The 15,618-nt window shown below is 40.4% G+C and carries 16 protein-coding genes; 8 read left to right on the forward strand and 8 right to left on the reverse strand.

Annotated elements, in window-relative coordinates:
- Positions 1-54 precede the first annotated feature (54 nt).
- Positions 55-261: a YheV family putative zinc ribbon protein gene (locus QZ488_RS03345; RefSeq protein ID WP_293746233.1), complete on the forward strand. Its 207-nt coding sequence runs from the start codon at positions 55-57 to the stop codon at positions 259-261.
- A 73-nt stretch (positions 262-334) separates the two neighbouring features.
- Here QZ488_RS03345 and QZ488_RS03350 read toward each other — a convergent pair whose 3' ends face one another.
- Together QZ488_RS03350 and QZ488_RS03355 are read right to left on the reverse strand one after the other, a co-directional pair.
- Positions 335-547 carry a SlyX family protein gene (locus tag QZ488_RS03350; RefSeq protein WP_293746234.1) on the reverse strand — a complete coding sequence of 71 codons (213 nt, stop codon included), beginning with the start codon at positions 545-547 and terminating at the stop codon, positions 335-337.
- Entirely contained in the window at positions 547-1,479 is a 933-nt protein-coding gene (locus QZ488_RS03355; RefSeq protein ID WP_293746324.1) for a PQQ-binding-like beta-propeller repeat protein, read from the reverse strand. The genes QZ488_RS03350 and QZ488_RS03355 overlap by 1 nt, the downstream gene beginning before the upstream one ends.
- A gap of 133 nt (positions 1,480-1,612) precedes the next feature.
- Here QZ488_RS03355 and QZ488_RS03360 point away from each other — a divergent pair, with 133 nt between their 5' ends.
- The 3 genes from QZ488_RS03360 (at position 1,613) to QZ488_RS03370 (ending at position 6,047) form a co-directional block, all read left to right on the forward strand.
- Positions 1,613-2,359 (forward strand): FKBP-type peptidyl-prolyl cis-trans isomerase, encoded by a 747-nt coding sequence (locus QZ488_RS03360; RefSeq protein ID WP_293746235.1) that lies wholly within the window; start codon positions 1,613-1,615, stop codon positions 2,357-2,359.
- A 771-nt stretch (positions 2,360-3,130) separates the two neighbouring features.
- Complete coding sequence (gene greB, locus QZ488_RS03365) at positions 3,131-3,622, forward strand: transcription elongation factor GreB (protein WP_293746237.1); 492 nt, start codon at positions 3,131-3,133, stop codon at positions 3,620-3,622.
- A gap of 100 nt (positions 3,623-3,722) precedes the next feature.
- Entirely contained in the window at positions 3,723-6,047 is a 2,325-nt protein-coding gene (locus QZ488_RS03370; protein WP_293746326.1) for a Tex family protein, read from the forward strand.
- 74 nt (positions 6,048-6,121) lie between these two features.
- Here the strand turns inward: QZ488_RS03370 and QZ488_RS03375 are convergent, their stop codons facing one another.
- From QZ488_RS03375 to bioH, 3 genes are all read right to left on the reverse strand, one after another.
- Positions 6,122-7,096, reverse strand: a complete 975-nt coding sequence (locus tag QZ488_RS03375) for a putative metalloprotease CJM1_0395 family protein (RefSeq protein WP_293746239.1) — start codon at positions 7,094-7,096, stop codon at positions 6,122-6,124.
- 4 nt (positions 7,097-7,100) lie between these two features.
- Positions 7,101-7,424 carry a hypothetical protein gene (locus QZ488_RS03380; RefSeq protein WP_293746241.1) on the reverse strand — a complete coding sequence of 108 codons (324 nt, stop codon included), beginning with the start codon at positions 7,422-7,424 and terminating at the stop codon, positions 7,101-7,103.
- A 106-nt stretch (positions 7,425-7,530) separates the two neighbouring features.
- Complete coding sequence (gene bioH / locus QZ488_RS03385; RefSeq protein ID WP_293746243.1) at positions 7,531-8,304, reverse strand: pimeloyl-ACP methyl ester esterase BioH; 774 nt, start codon at positions 8,302-8,304, stop codon at positions 7,531-7,533.
- A 61-nt stretch (positions 8,305-8,365) separates the two neighbouring features.
- On the opposite strand from bioH, the gene QZ488_RS03390 reads away from it, so the two are divergent.
- A complete protein-coding gene (locus QZ488_RS03390) occupies positions 8,366-9,043 on the forward strand; it encodes a ComF family protein (protein ID WP_293746245.1) in 678 nt (225 codons plus the stop codon).
- Between the two features lie 2 nt (positions 9,044-9,045).
- Here QZ488_RS03390 and QZ488_RS03395 read toward each other — a convergent pair whose 3' ends face one another.
- Positions 9,046-11,589 carry a M14 metallopeptidase family protein gene (locus tag QZ488_RS03395; RefSeq protein ID WP_293746246.1) on the reverse strand — a complete coding sequence of 848 codons (2,544 nt, stop codon included), beginning with the start codon at positions 11,587-11,589 and terminating at the stop codon, positions 9,046-9,048.
- A gap of 142 nt (positions 11,590-11,731) precedes the next feature.
- Here QZ488_RS03395 and nfuA point away from each other — a divergent pair, with 142 nt between their 5' ends.
- Positions 11,732-12,310, forward strand: coding sequence for a Fe-S biogenesis protein NfuA (gene nfuA / locus QZ488_RS03400; RefSeq protein WP_293746248.1), 579 nt, complete (start codon positions 11,732-11,734; stop codon positions 12,308-12,310).
- Between the two features lie 47 nt (positions 12,311-12,357).
- Positions 12,358-12,630, forward strand: coding sequence for a hypothetical protein (locus QZ488_RS03405; RefSeq protein WP_293746250.1), 273 nt, complete (start codon positions 12,358-12,360; stop codon positions 12,628-12,630).
- Here the strand turns inward: QZ488_RS03405 and QZ488_RS03410 are convergent.
- A complete protein-coding gene (locus QZ488_RS03410; protein WP_293746252.1) occupies positions 12,593-13,930 on the reverse strand; it encodes an MATE family efflux transporter in 1,338 nt (445 codons plus the stop codon). The two genes, QZ488_RS03405 and QZ488_RS03410, sit on opposite strands and share 38 nt — an antisense overlap.
- A gap of 21 nt (positions 13,931-13,951) precedes the next feature.
- On the opposite strand from QZ488_RS03410, the gene QZ488_RS03415 reads away from it, so the two are divergent.
- Positions 13,952-15,007, forward strand: coding sequence for a polysaccharide deacetylase family protein (locus tag QZ488_RS03415; protein ID WP_293746253.1), 1,056 nt, complete (start codon positions 13,952-13,954; stop codon positions 15,005-15,007).
- Here QZ488_RS03415 and QZ488_RS03420 read toward each other — a convergent pair.
- On the reverse strand, positions 14,999-15,613 hold the full coding sequence (locus QZ488_RS03420; RefSeq protein WP_293746254.1) for a GNAT family N-acetyltransferase: 615 nt from the start codon (positions 15,611-15,613) through the stop codon (positions 14,999-15,001). The two genes, QZ488_RS03415 and QZ488_RS03420, sit on opposite strands and share 9 nt — an antisense overlap.
- Positions 15,614-15,618 lie beyond the last annotated feature (5 nt).

Consider the following 15,618-nt stretch of genomic DNA (forward strand, 5'->3'; position numbering starts at 1 on the left):
AATTTGAATGGGGGTATCATACCAAGATGAGCAACCGAAAAAATCTCTTAAACCATGGTTAATAAAATTAAAAAACGTTTTGTCGCAGGTGCAACCTGCCCAAAATGTCGAGCACTAGATACCATTATGTTGTATTTCGAAAATAACGTGGAAAAATTGCAATGCGTTAAGTGCCATTATTCAGAATCCCAAGCAGATAAAAAAGTCGCCAAAGCAACGCGTGCCAGTGAAAGCGTAATTGGAGTGTTTAAGCCGGAGTGATGTGTTGTTTGTGTGTAATTCCCATTTAGACCTTCACATTGAGATTTAGCACATTCCAACGCCACTTAATAAATCAATAATGTGGTGGTGGAGACTCTTCTTTCTCTGACGCCATATTGCTTGGTTCAATTGCGCTAATTTTTGACACCAGTTGTTTGAGCTGAAATTGCAAATCATCCATTTGTTTTTGTTGTTGGATTAGCGCTTGGTTAAGGCTTTCTATAGTGTCTTCTTGGAAAGCCATTTTCATTTGTAATTGTTCGATATCTGTTTGTACTGTGCTCATTAATTTTCAATCTTCCACTTTTCTAGTAAACCACTGCTACTTTCTGAAATAATTTCGTTTTCGCTAGTAAAACCTATATCATGCACTACGGCAGATGCTGGCTTACTACCTTCACGGGCGGATACTCGCCATTCGTTTAACTCTTTACCTGTTTCCACATCCCAGCGATTTATGCGTCTTGCTGGTGAGCCTGTTAGTAAATACTTACCATCATCTGAAAACACGGCTGCAGTGAATATTCGTTGTCTTGCAGAAAACCTTAAGTTGCTAACTTCTTTACCTGTAACCAAATCCCAAACCCGCGCATCTCGCTTGCTGTCAGCGGTAAATGCGTAGCGTCCATTGTCATCTAGAGCGACCTTAGTGACTCGACTAGTATGGTCGAATTTATGAATAACTTGACCAGTTCGAGTATCCCATAAATAGGCTAAATAGTCGTTGCCACCTGTTAATGCATAAAAACCATTAGGTGAAATATCCACACTGTTAATTTTTTCTTGGTGACCCAAAAATTCCAATCGCCTACCTGTTTTAGGCTCAAAAAACATCACTTTACCATTTCCACGCCCAACCAAAATACCTCGTCCTTGGTTTGAGACGGCTATGTCTCGAATACTTGCTTCATCTATTCGCCAAAAACCTTCTGGCTCACCAATGTCTAAGTTCCACAAAGCAAATGCTTCTCGATCAGAAGTCACAACGTAAGAATTATCAAAGGCGATGTGAATGTTAGTCACTGAGTTATTGCCATCATCTTGATGTCGCCACACAAATCGCTGTTCGTTTTTGGCTAAATCCCAAACGGTAATGCCATTTTCAATAGTAGAAACAACCGTAATCGTATTGTCTGCAGATATGTGGGACGCGTGAGAACCACCTTCAGCATGGCGAACTGAGCTTACAGGGACATTACTTGAACCACCGCAAGCCATAAGTGTTAAAACACTTAGCGACAAAACAAAATAGATGATATTAGTATGTTTATTCAATTGGTTTCTCTTTTGTCATATGCATTTAGTATATGCGTTTGCCAACCAATCACATACTGCTTGTTGGAAAATTATAATGAAAAATACCTCAATCACTGTTTTGATTGTCTCAGCCTTAATCTTAAGTGCTTGTCAGCCCCCGCCTGTTGATAATATGAAAGTTGAAATATTAGCCCTTGATACAGAACAACAAAAACAATCTTATGCGCTGGGCGCTAGCATGGGTCAAATTGTAGAACGTAAAATCACCCATCAAAAAGAAGTAGGTTTTGAATACGACCAAAACTTATTAGTAAAAGGTTTTATTGCAGCCTTACAGAATCAGTCACAATTAGATAACGACGAAATTCATTCTATTACTCGTGCGGTTGAGTCACTGGTAAGAGAAAAGCAAGTCGAATTAAAAGCGCTAAGGGCAGATGAAAATAGAGCTAAAGGCATAGACTTTTTAACCACAAATGCTAAACGCCCCGGCGTGACTACCACTGGCTCAGGTTTACAGTATGAAGTACTAAAAAATGGCAAAGGCAGTAAACCTAATGCTTCTGATACGGTAAAAGTTCATTATCTTGGTACTTTATTAGATGGAACAGAATTTGATTCATCTTATTCACGCAATAAGCCATCAAGCTTTCCACTAAACCGAGTCATTAAAGGTTGGACTGAGGGAGTTCAATTGATGAATGTAGGAGCTAAATATAAGTTTTATGTGCCTTCAGCTTTAGCCTACGGAGTCCGTTCTACAGGCAAAATACCGAGTCACTCAACCTTAATATTTGAAGTGGAATTGCTTGAAATAATCAAAATAGACCATGCCAACTAAATAGATAAAATATCACTCATACCAATGCGCAGAAATAAGTGACCACTCAAATAAAAAGCCGAACAAGTAACCTTGCTCGGCTTAGGTTTATCACTTTGATAATCAGCTATTCTCCCTGCTGAACCTTATTCCCTTCACTCTGTTGCCCTTCAAAAGGGCTATTTATCCCGAATTAACCGGGTAATTTAAACTGTAATTTGTTGTCTTTTCGACTAAATTTTATTTCAACTTTAAATGTTTGGATGTCGTTATTTACCTCAAATCAAGTGTTGCCAAGTTTAAAGGTAGTATGACTTGCTCTCTTATTTCAGTTGACTCTATAAAGAGCGTAAAAAAGGGCAACTCTCTTTAACGCAGGGTTCCTCAAAGTGTCTATCAAATATGACCTTGCAGTGATTTTTGTTAAAAACCCTACTTCACTTTGATTACTATTAAGCGTAGTCTAAAACCATGTTTTTACACGGCAAAAAGTCATTATTTTTTGGATTAAATTGCGCTAACAAAATGGTTTTTATTACCTCTTGATGTTGCAACTTTTTTGTCATCGTCTACCGCATTTTAGATCAGAGCTGTGACCCTTGGTAAACCACGACTAATTTTGTTTTTACATAATTCTCACACATCTAGGTGTCGCTTACTTTAGGGTTGATAAATTACTTTTCATGGTGAAACGGACACAAGTTTTCCTATTTGAACAATAGACGCTTTGGTAAATGCCTTAGAAAATCTATACTCAGCGCAATCAAATAACACTTTGGGTTAGATTCAAGATTGAAAACAAAGCTAATAACACCTGAGGGCTACAAAAAACTCTATGATGAGCATGAACATTTATGGATGAAAAAGCGGCCTGAAATCACAAAAATTGTTAGCTGGGCAGCGAGTCTCGGAGATAGATCGGAGAATGCAGATTATCAATACAACAAGCGATTGTTACGAGAAATAGATAGGCGCGTTAGGTTTCTAAGAAAACTACTTCCAGAGCTGCAGGTAGTTCACCATTCGCCTGCACAAGACGGCAAGGTGTTTTTTGGCGCTTGGGTACAGATTGAAAATAATGAGGGTGAAGTTAAGTCTTTTCGCATTGTTGGCCCAGAAGAAATTTATGGTGAAGATAGAAACTTCATATCCATTGATTCACCTATGGCAAGAGCCTTAATCAAAAAGAGTGTAGACGATGTTTGCATGGTCAAAACGCCAAGCGGCACAAAGGAGTGGTTTATAAACTCCATTAAGTATCAAGAAGCCTTTGAGAAAGAATGAATTTAATTACCACTTTTATTCATCAAGCGCTGGTAATTTCTCTCTCGCACCCCTATATAAGTGCCTAGATGAAAATGAATGACATACAGGGTCTTCGATGATGATAGTGGAAAAAATTGCGCAAGAGTTACAAGTGCAAGCGCAACAAGTTCAGGCAGCGGTAAAGTTGTTGGATGAAGGGTCGACCGTACCTTTTATAGCTCGTTATCGAAAAGAAGCGACCAATGGACTAGACGACATAGCATTGAGAAAATTAGAGCAACGCTTAACGTATTTGCGGGATTTAGAAGACAGACGAAAAGTCATTATTAAATCGATTGAAGAACAAGAAAAAATGACGCCGCAATTAAAAAGCAGTTTGTTAGGCGCCGAAAATAAAACAGAATTAGAAGATATATACCTACCGTTTAAACCCAAACGCCGCACCAAGGGGCAAATTGCCATTGAGTTAGGGCTTGAACCTTTAGCTAATGCACTATTTGACAACCCGCAACTTGATCCTGAGTCTGAGGCTCAAACATTCGTAAAAGAAAATGCAGAAATATCTGATACTAAAGCAGCTCTAGATGGCGCAAAATATATTTTAATGGAGCGATTTGCTGAAGATGCACAGTTGTTGCAAAAGATTCGTCAACATTTAAACAAACACGCCCACATAAAAAGCCAAGTTATAGCTGGCAAAGAAAACGAAGGCAGTAAATACAAAGACTATTTTTCACATACCGAGTTCTTGAAAAAAATTCCTTCCCATAGATCCCTAGCAATGTTTAGGGGAAGAAACGAAAGCATCCTACAAGTCAGTCTAGATGCAGATCCAGAGAAGGATGAAGGAGACAGAAGTTCATATTGCGAACAAATTATTGCCGAACACTTCAACATTAAATTTGCCAATAGACCAGCTGACACTTGGTTAGCATCGGTAGTGCAATGGACATGGCGAGTCAAAACAATGTTGCATATGGAAAACGAATTATTTGGTGCCGTACGTGAGCAAGCAGAACAAGACGCAATTAATGTATTTGCTAAGAATCTAAATGATTTGTTGATGGCAGCACCCGCTGGCCCCAAAGTTACTATGGGCTTAGACCCTGGTCTTCGTACAGGTGTGAAAATAGCGATTGTAGACCCAACAGGAAAGGTATTAGCCACTGCTACTATATTTCCTCATGTGCCACAGAATCAATGGGACAAGTCACTTCGCACCCTGTCAACTTTATGCAAACAACACAAAGTACAACTTATTAGTATCGGCAATGGCACAGGTTCAAGAGAAACCGATAAGCTCGCGGCCGAAATGATCAAAGCCAACCCCGACTTGGGCGTGAGCAAAATTATTGTCAGTGAAGCAGGAGCCTCTGTTTATTCTGCATCAGAGTTAGCGTCAAACGAATTGCCGGATATGGATGTGTCATTACGTGGCGCAGTTTCGATCGCGAGACGACTACAAGATCCACTCGCAGAATTAGTTAAAATTGAACCTAAAGCCATAGGCGTAGGCCAATATCAACACGATGTGAGCCAGAGCAATTTAGGTAAATCACTCAGCACAGTGATTGAAGACTGTGTGAATGCGGTAGGTGTAGATATCAACACTGCTTCTGGTGCTTTGCTTAGTCATGTATCGGGACTAAACCGCACTCTAGCAAATAATATCGTCAGTTACCGTGATCAGCATGGGGCATTTAAGCGCCGTAAATCATTGCTTAGCGTTGACCGATTAGGGCCAAAAGCTTATGAACAAGCTGCAGGGTTTTTACGTATCATGGGTGGTGATGATCCTCTTGACGCATCAGCCGTGCACCCTGAAGCTTACCCAGTAGTGAATTCAATTGTCGATCATGCTCGTATTGCGATGAATGATATAGTCGGCAACACCGAAGTGTTGCAAAAACTTAAACCTGAAGACTTTGTCACCGATTCCTTTGGTTTACCCACAATAACCGACATTATCAGCGAGCTTGATAAACCCGGTCGAGATCCTCGCCCAGAATTTAAAACAGCAAACTTTAAAGATGACGTGCAATCTTTAAAAGATCTAAAAGTAGGCATGATTTTAGAAGGTGTCGTGAGCAACGTTGCCAATTTTGGAGCGTTTGTTGATGTAGGAGTCCATCAAGACGGCCTCGTTCATATCAGCGCCATGACCGACAAGTTTATTGCTGACCCTAGAGATATCGTCAAAACAGGCGATATTGTCAAAGTTAAAGTGATGGAAGTGGATGTTGAAAGAAAACGTGTCTCTTTCACTATGCGGATGGGCGATACGCCTAATCAGGCATCAAAACCAGCTGCACAAAAACATGGTGCAGATAAAAAGCCCAATAATCGCCCAGCTAAGACCAATCATCAGAAGACTCAGCCAAAACAGTCGAATCAAATGATGGGTAATGCTTTTGCTGACGCTTTTGCCAAAGCCAAAAAATAACTTATCCCTAGAAACTAAAAAGCCCTCGTTCGAGGGCTTTTTTCATTCTGAGATAAAGCTTATTTTTAGCTGGTTTATGCGGATTGCTGCAATCCGTCAGCACGTGGGCTTGACACTTGAGTATAAAAACTTTCAATCACTGATACTCTACGTGTAATTTCTAAGTCTCTGTTTGCCAGAAATTGACTCGCACCATCCAAATCAATCTCTAGGTCAATGAAATTATTTTCATCAACCTGCGACTGACTAATATCCAGTGAACGGGTAGGTATGCCGACATCTAAAGCATCAACAATGTCTTCAAGTGAAGGGGTCGCCCCAATAATAGAGTTTTGTTGTTCTTCCTCGGTATTCTGAATGTCTGGAACAGCTTGGTTATATGCCTCTTGTGCTTCTTTAGCATTCTCACGTGCTATTTCACTACGCGCTTCTAGGGTTATTTGTGTGGCTTCGGTTGCGACCCTTAAATCTTGCGCACTAGGCTCTGCTGGAGCTAAAGCTGCGGCTTTAACCTGTTGTGCCTTGCGAATAGTTTCCTCGGGTGTAGAAGCTTCTGATATATCTATTGAAACTTCGCCACCTACTGCATATCGTCTGCCGTCTGGCCCTCTTTCATATTCATATTGAGGTGAACTGGCATATTGACCACCCAAAGATGCATGAGCTTGTTCATGGGCTCTTACTTCGGCGTCTCGTTGTTTTAGCTCTGTAATTTGCTGTTGTTCGGCTTGTTGTTGCTGTTGTTGCTCTTCCGCATTTTCTTTACCCGCACTCGCATCCTGCCCATTGTCTTTAGCAGAATCATTTTGCGTATTGAGCTGTTGGCCTCCCTGAGGAACCGGCTTTTCATAAGTAAGCGGTGGGGGAGCTTGCCCAGGTGTTTTAACCTTATCCGCTTCAGAACCCACACCTGTTTCAGCTGCTGATTTTTCATTCGCAACTAACTGTGGCACCGCTTCTCGTTGAGTATTATCTCTGCGCACAGACTCGGTATTAACGGTGCCAACGTTAAATACTGTAGGAGTGGGTACGGGAGGAAGAATATTCATAAGGCTAGGCCAGAATATCCAGTATTGTTCCAACGGTACCGCTAGCTGTATCTACTACTTTTGCAGACGCTTGTGCGTTAGTAAGATTGACTGATAATCCAACTAGATTCGAGGTAATTCCTTCACTAGCTTGTGGAAGTGTTTGTTTGATTGCACTGAGTTGGTTTAACGTAGCGTTTGCCAAAAACTCTTGAGGGTCGCGAGAGGGCGCAGAAAAAGCTGACAAGCCAGCTAAATTTGAGGCATTTTGTGTAATGCCATTAGATGCTCTTTGAATGCCAATAGTGCCGCTGACAATGGCAGAATTTACATTGTTAGTAATATTCACTTTTACACCTCTACTACTTTAACCTCTCGTGTTCAATTATTAACCATTTTCAGGTTTTTATAAAGCTTTACCTTGCTTTATACCCACACCAACTAGGTATTAGTCATTAAACCAGTGATTCAACTAGACGTTTAGCAAAGTCCTCGGTGTTTGAAATAAAAGGAGCATGAGCAGCATCAGAGATAAGGTCTATCGTGACCTTGGGGTTAAGTTGTTGAATAATGGGAGCGATTTTTTCAGGCACTAGGGTATCAAAGTGGCTTAAAAACACTTGGCAAGGCATCAACAAGGTTTTAAATTGTTCACGTAAATCAGTATCTTGCAACAGCTTTAAACCTTCAGCTAATGCAACTGAAGACGGGAGTGGATATTTTTGTAGCGCCTGTTTAATTGTTTTTGCATCTTGCCGGGCATTCTCACTACCCATGGCTTGTATAGCCAAAAAACGCACTATCATTTTAGAGAAATCTAGCTCGAGCTGCTGAGTAAAAAAATCCAGCACTTTGGGATCAATTCCAGGCCAATCTGTACTTCTAGAAAATTTTGGACTGGAGCAAATCAACACCAGTTGTTTAAGTTTCTCTGGATGAGAGTTGGCTATCTGCTGCGCCACTAATCCACCCAAAGACCAACCAATAAGTGTGCAGTTTGCAGGAAGATGTTCTGCCACTACTGTCGAAATATTCTGCAAATTATAAGGAACGGGTAACTGTTGATGGTTTAACCCATATCCAGGTAAATCGATAGTGGTAATACAAAATTGATCTTTAAGTATGTCTATCAACGACTGCCAAACACCACTATTCATACCCCAGCCATGCAAAAAAACAAGCGACTTACCACTACTACCCACAGTTGATATTTTTAATCTCACTGACATTTCTTCTACACTTAACTTAAGGAAAACCGCTCTTTACATTGAGTACAAGGATAACAACAAGATGAAAATCATACTGAGTCAACGTTGCTTAGTTTGTAAACAACCCAGTAACACTTCAATATGCCACTATTGTGTTGATGATTTTACACTATTTGATATTGACCGATACCAACACAATTTAATGTTTTCACCAAACGTGCACAGGAGTTTAGCAAAGGTAGACTTTCCACAAGTGTTGGCTCTTGCTGACTATCAATGGCCATTATCGAAGTTATTAATCGGATTAAAATTCTCTAAACATGTGCCTAATGCGCAAGCTCTGGCGGCTGTTTTTGTAAAATACTGCTTAAATTCAATCCCCGAATTGCCTCAGTTAATTATTCCCATACCGTTGCACAAAAACCGATATTTAAATAGAAAATTCAATCAAAGCATAGAGTTAGCCAAACACATTTGTAAATTAGGTCAGTTAGACATGGACACGTCTATTCTTACCAGATGTAAATCTACCTCTGCGCAAACAGACTTATCTGCCGCCCAAAGAAATAAAAATCTACGTAATGCATTTGAAGTAAGTGAAGCATCTGAATTACGATTGAAAGGTTATAATCATATCGCTCTGTTCGACGATGTTATCACCACCGGAAGTACAATGAATTGTGCTTACCACTGTTTACGTAAGCACAACTCTAATTTGCGAATCGATATTTGGAGTATTTGTATTACGCTAGTGCATTAATGTTAGGGAGCATCAATAAAGTCAGCCATAAATATGGCATTGCTCATCAAACGGCTAGTGCCATACCAAACGCCCCTAAAATTAACATTAGTCGCAAAACCAATCACCTTACCTTTACCAAAATTGTGCGACACAATTGCAGCGCTGCCTCCAATCAATTTCTGCAATTCATCAGCAGTATAACCTGCCATAAGTGGCGATTTAACATACCCAGCTACAGTAACAAATGGTTTATCGGGTTGGCTCATCACCAATGCACTATTACGAAACATAGGTAAGGTAGAGGACGTAAAACCAAAAGCTAATGGATGGCTTAAATCCAACTCAGTCTCAAATACTGCCCCAGCTATTCTTTGTTTAGCGGTAAGCGCTTCTTGGTCTTTATAAGTTAAACCTGTTGTTTCAAACGCTAACTTAATCTCACTTTTACTTATAAAGTCAGCTTTTAGCCATTGTTTATCAGAAAACCAGTTGGCCGCAGACTTTTGGCCAATAAGTACGCCGCCTGAATTTAACCAGCTTTCAATTTTTTTGACGGTTTTTTCAGGTACGTTTTTATACCTGCCTTCAACCCACACCATATGGCTATAACTATCTAAAGTAAGTTGACCCAGTTGATCTAAATCAGTGATTGAAACAGGCATATCAACATGCTGATCTAAGTAGTGCCATACTTCTCCCAATTCATATTGAGAGGTACCTCGCCCTCCCACTAACAATACTTTAGGCAGTGTAATGTTAAGCATTTTACGACTACCAAAATCAATACCTTGACGAGTTAATCCAGACGTAACCGAATGAACTGGAATATTTAGTTCCTTATTCTGTTGCACAATGATACCTAACAAATTTTCAGGCTGCTCTAAGGCGATTGGCACAATCACCGCTCCTGCTGAAAAGCTCATACCACCTTGTGCGGTTTGCGCAAAAAACGCATCACCAGCAAGTTTTACTTTCACCTTATTCGCCAATAAACGCTGTAATAGTTTAGGCGCTTGATAATCTTGCCAAGAAAAAGCATAAGCGTAAGCGCCAGGCAACAATTTAGGATTAACAGGTTTGGATTTGTTAACAGCCTGTTTGTCTAGCTTTGGTGATCTTTTAACCGCTTGATATTGGATATTGAATGCTAAGGGAAGGTTCCAGTTCGACACATCGTAAAAGGTATTATCGTCAAATGATTTACGGGTTGAGAAAAGTGATTTTATCAGTCGATATTGAGGCTGATCGAGTGGTACAAATATACTATTCAATGAATCAAAATTTTGTCCATTTACCTTTATATCCTTGCTTAATGGCCAATATTGAATTTTATGTGAGGCTAAAATGCTTAACATTTTTGAGAAACGGGATTGGTCAAATTTCTCATTCAATATGTACCCGGCTAAATCATCATCTTTGACTAACTCTTTAGTTTGTTTGGCGAAGTCAACTTGATAGTCAAGAATGGCTTTTTTATGCGCTAACACACCCGTAAAAGTTGATAGGGATGTTGTCACTTGATTTTGTATAGTGTCGGAGAATTTTAACGGGCCATGAACTGAGTCTTGCAAATGTCCTCTGCTGCTGGCTTGTTCAAACAATATTCCAATACTGCCGTGGGCATCGGGATAAGTTGAACCTTTACCATAATAAAAATCGTCAAAACTTTCTTGAGTAAAATACAGCTGTTTAGTTTTATCTAACGCTGCTGCATGAAAATCCCCTATTGCGGCTGTTAATTCAACATTTTTTAACGGTGTCCATGGGTTTTTTCTAGAAGAAATACCGGGCTGGAAAAAGTAAGTGCTATTAGTGCCCATTTCGTGAAAGTCGGTTAATACGTGAGGACGCCATTGATGAAATTGCTTGATACGCGCCCGGGACTCTGGATGAGTCAACAGCAACCAATCTCGGTTTAAATCAAACCAATAGTGATTAGTGCGACCTGAAGGCCAAGCTTGCTTGTGCTCACGGTGATTTGGATCAGACACCAAGTTCTTACTTTTATGCATATTGGCCCACTGAGCAAATCGCGAGAGTCCATCTGGATTCACACTTGGATCGAGCAATATAATATTGTCTTTAAGCAATTGGTTTATTAATTCGCTTTCACCGGCAGCGAGATAATATGCAATTAATAAAGCAGCATTTGAACCTGATGGTTCATCACCATGTACGCTGTAACCCATCCATACAATGAGCGGGGCATTTTTATCAGTAGATTGACCTAAGTTTTGAATATGTCTGGCTTGGATCGCGGCTAGATTTTGCTGATTTTCAGCAGAGCTAAAAGCCAATAGATAAAGTGGGCGATTTTCATGAGTACGACCTGTTTCAACTAAACTGACGCGGTCTGATTGTGCAGCTAGCACTTGCATATAGCTGGCAATTTGATCATGACGAACGTGCCATTCGCCCACTGATGAACCTAATGCTTGAGTAGGCGTAGTAATCTCAGTTTTATATTGAGTATTTACAGGTAAATATGCGGTATCCACCACAGATGCTGCTTTGGTACTGATGATCAACAAGCAAAAAATAAACATTCGAAATACTAAATTCATAAAAATTAGTCCAGTCAGTCAACATTTGTAAAAATGGTCGCACGTTTTAGTTCGAATTAATACGCAAAAACGATTACTTGAGTGTTTTAGTCAAGTAATTTTGTTATTATCTAACAAGACATATTTTAGAGGTAGATAGCCCATGATAAACATTTCAGAAACAGCACAAGCACATTTCTGTAAGCTGCTAGCAAACCAAGAGCCCGATACTAACATCAGAGTGTTTGTGGTTAGCCCTGGCACGCCTAGCGCAGAGTGCGGTGTATCTTACTGTCCACCAGATGCGGTAGAAGAATCAGACACAGTGTTGGAATTTAATGGTTTTGATGCAGTAGTCGATTTAGAAAGCGCGCCATTTCTTGAAGAAGCAGAAATTGATTTTGTTACAGACCAAATGGGCTCACAGCTAACACTTAAAGCACCGAATGCCAAAGCCCGAAAAGTGGATAGCGATGCACCTTTAGCTGAACGTGTAAGTTATATGATTGAGGCCGAAATTAATCCGCAACTTGCTAGCCATGGCGGTAAAGTAACCTTAGTCGAAATCACCAAAGAAAAAGAAGCGGTATTACAATTTGGTGGCGGCTGTAACGGTTGTGCACAAGTAGATGTCACCTTAAAAGACGGCATCGAAAAACAAATGTTAGAACAGTTTTCTGGTGAATTAACCGCGGTTAAAGATGCGACCGAACACCAAGCAGGCGAACACTCTTACTACTAAATTGCCTATTTAATAAGAGCTCAGCAAAGGATACGAACATTAACTGGTTGCAGCGGTTTGCCAATGATCCAAATAAAAGTTGGGCTTTTTTCAAACGAGGCCTAGGCATATTTTGCTTAGGCGCAGTGGTTATTTTAATTGGCGCAAAAATAGCGCCGATTATCCAAATTCCCGGCCTAATTATATTGGCAGTAGGTAGCTTATATTCCATCAGAGGGTATCTAGGTATTCTGGCGCACCGCATGACCGCCAGCTTTAAACCGCCACCTTCGAGTCTTAAGCTTAACTCGTTAAGCGATGATAGCGACAAAGATAAATAAAGTACCCCCCCAAGCTTATGCCCCTGGTCAGTAAAAATAGTAACATCGCCATCCATAGACCTTGATTTGCATGAGCTAAAAACACCCAAAAAGCAGGGAAGTAAACAACCAAACCACAAAGCAACATACTATTTCGCATCGCTTTGGCCCGTGTTAATCCCACAAAAACGCCATCAAAAAAGAAACACCAGTGGGCAATTAGGGGCAAACAATAGACAAATATTAAGTAGTCTTTCATGGCTATTTGCAGAGTCGCTTGATCCGTAATTATGCCAATAATTTCGCTGCCCCAAACCACAAAAACCAAGGTGTACAGCAAAGCGACAACACTAGACCATATCAGCCCATGCAACGTGACATGAATGATACCTTTGGAATTTTTTTGGCCTTTTTGTTCTCCAACTAATGCTTCAGCGGCATACGCCACACCATCTAACCCTAGGGCAATTAGGGTAAAAAACTGCATTAAAATGGCATTAATTGCAGCTGAAGTAGAACCAAAACCCACCCCCTTAAAAATAAGAAAGGCGATACAAGCTTGTAAGATGAGATTTCTAATAAAGGTATCGCCATTAAGGGATAACAAAGGTCGTAAATAGGCCAGTGAAAACCACTTTTTTTGGATTAATGGTTTGCCAATAATGTTTAACGCGGCGCTCAAACTCACTATCGCAATAAAATACTCAGCAACGACGCTAGCAAGGGCCACGCCAAACACCTCTAACCCCAAACCAAAAACAAACCAAAGATTAAGCGCCAAGTTCAATAGATTGGCTAAGACTTGGATAAGCAATACTTGTTTAGCTTTCTGCTGGCCTATTAGCCAGCCAATGAGAGCTAGATTAACTATTGCTGCAGGCGCTCCCCAGATTCGGGTTGAGAAATACTCAGATATCACCCCTTGAATGACGGGAGTCGCATCTGCAAAGAATAAACCCAAGGCCAAAATGCCGTCTTTCACTAACAGTAAACAACAACCCAGCACGAAGCTAATTAGGACACCTTGAAACAAACTTTGGCTGAGCTGTGTGGGATCTTGACTGCCTTTAGCTTGTGCGCTTAAACCTGTACTGGTCATTCTCAAAAAGCCACACAACCAATATAGTTGGGTGACAATCAATGCCGCAACTGATGCCCCAGCCAGAAAATGCGATCCTTGCATATGGCCTAACACGGCGGTGTCAACCAATCCCATCAAAGGAGTTGTGACGTTACTTAAGATCATCGGTATCGCAATAACAATAATCTTTTGATGCAGACTAATCTGCAAGAAATTTGATAAAGTAGGGCTGTTTTTCATTTAGTAATCATTAGGAAATACATGCGGAAAAATTGGATTAGTATTGTTGCGACTTTAACATGTGCGCTGTTTAGCATAAATACTTGGGCAACAGACAATGCAGTAATATTGTTATATCACCATGTCAGTGATACCACCCCAAAGTTAACCTCAGTTTCACCTGATACCTTTCGTCAACATATGCAATATTTGGCAGAAAATCATAATGTATTGCCTCTAAAACAGGTAATCGAAGCCCTACAAAACAAAAACCCGTTACCTGAAAAAACGGTCGTCATCACCTTTGATGATGGTTATGCCAATATTTATAACAATGCCCACCCGATTCTTAGAGAATTTGCATTTCCGTATACCATTTTTGTGAACCCACCTCTTATTGGCGAAGTGGATTACCAACTAGATTGGCAACAAGTAAAACTTATGGCCATGCAAAACGCGAGTTTTGCCAATCATGGAAAACAGCATGCTCACATGCTCAGTAAACATGTTGGGGAGTCTCAGCAAGATTGGCTTAATCGTACTATGCAAGATATTGAAGAAGCAGAGAAAATTTTGGAGCAAAACATTGGATACAGCCTTAAATATTTTGCTTACCCATATGGAGAGTTTGATGAACAATTAAAAACGCGGATAAGCTCACAAGGTTTCATTGGATTTGCCCAGCATAGCGGTGCCATAGCTTCATACAGTGACTTTTCTGCATTACCACGATACCCAGCCGCAGGGGTGTACGGTAATATCAAAACTTTAGCAGTCAAATTAAATAGTTTAGCAATGCCAGTGACTGACATTTCCTTCAAAGATCCAAAGGTTGAACTACCTTTTCAACAGCAAATTATGACTTTTAGTGTAAAAACTGCAGACATTGCCCCACAACAAATCAACTGCTTTCAGAATGGTCAGGTTCTTAACAAGTCATTAATGCAAAATAGCATTTCAGTGGAAATAAATTCAATCACTCAACCCGGCAGACATAGAGTCAACTGCACTGCCCCTAGCATGCGTAACAAAGGAAGATTCTATTGGTATTCACAACCCTTTTTTGTACCAACTGCTGACGGAAACTGGTTAGATTAGTTTGTTTAGATGAAAGTGGGAGCTTATGCCTAAAGTTTGCATTCTTGAACTGACACCTGATTCTTGTTTCTTTACAAACCCGTGCCCTAGATAAAAACCAATGGCCTGGGTATTGATGCTTTCAACATCAAGGCATAACTCAGACTTACCACAGCTTAATGCCTGTTTGTGCATAAAATCTAATAATGCAGTTCCAACACCTTTTCTTTGATGTTCTGTAGATACAGCAAAATGTCCTATACACCATTCATGTTCTTGCGGTTTAGGAAAACAGTCTTGCAAGGTTTGACTAGACTGAACTACAGATAATGCATGGGCGATACCATAAAAACCGGTTAACTTGTGCAACGTCGCTTGATGGAAGGAATCAGGTAAATGACTGTGCCAAGCGCTTATACATCCGGCTACTTGATGATCAATTTCAACCAGCCAATGGTTTGCAAAACCGTATTGACCGTCTTCAGTTGAAAGGCTGGAGTGTAGAAAATGTGAGGCCGACAATTCGTCGTTAATGTCAAAAATAGCAGCGAGAGCACTAGGCGCAGAAGAAAAAATAAGCGGCGCTAGGGCTTTTACATCACCGAGCGTTGCTTGCCTGATCTTCATCTAAT

This window comes from uncultured Paraglaciecola sp., assembly GCF_913020055.1.
Taxonomy (GTDB): Bacteria; Pseudomonadota; Gammaproteobacteria; order Enterobacterales; family Alteromonadaceae; genus Paraglaciecola.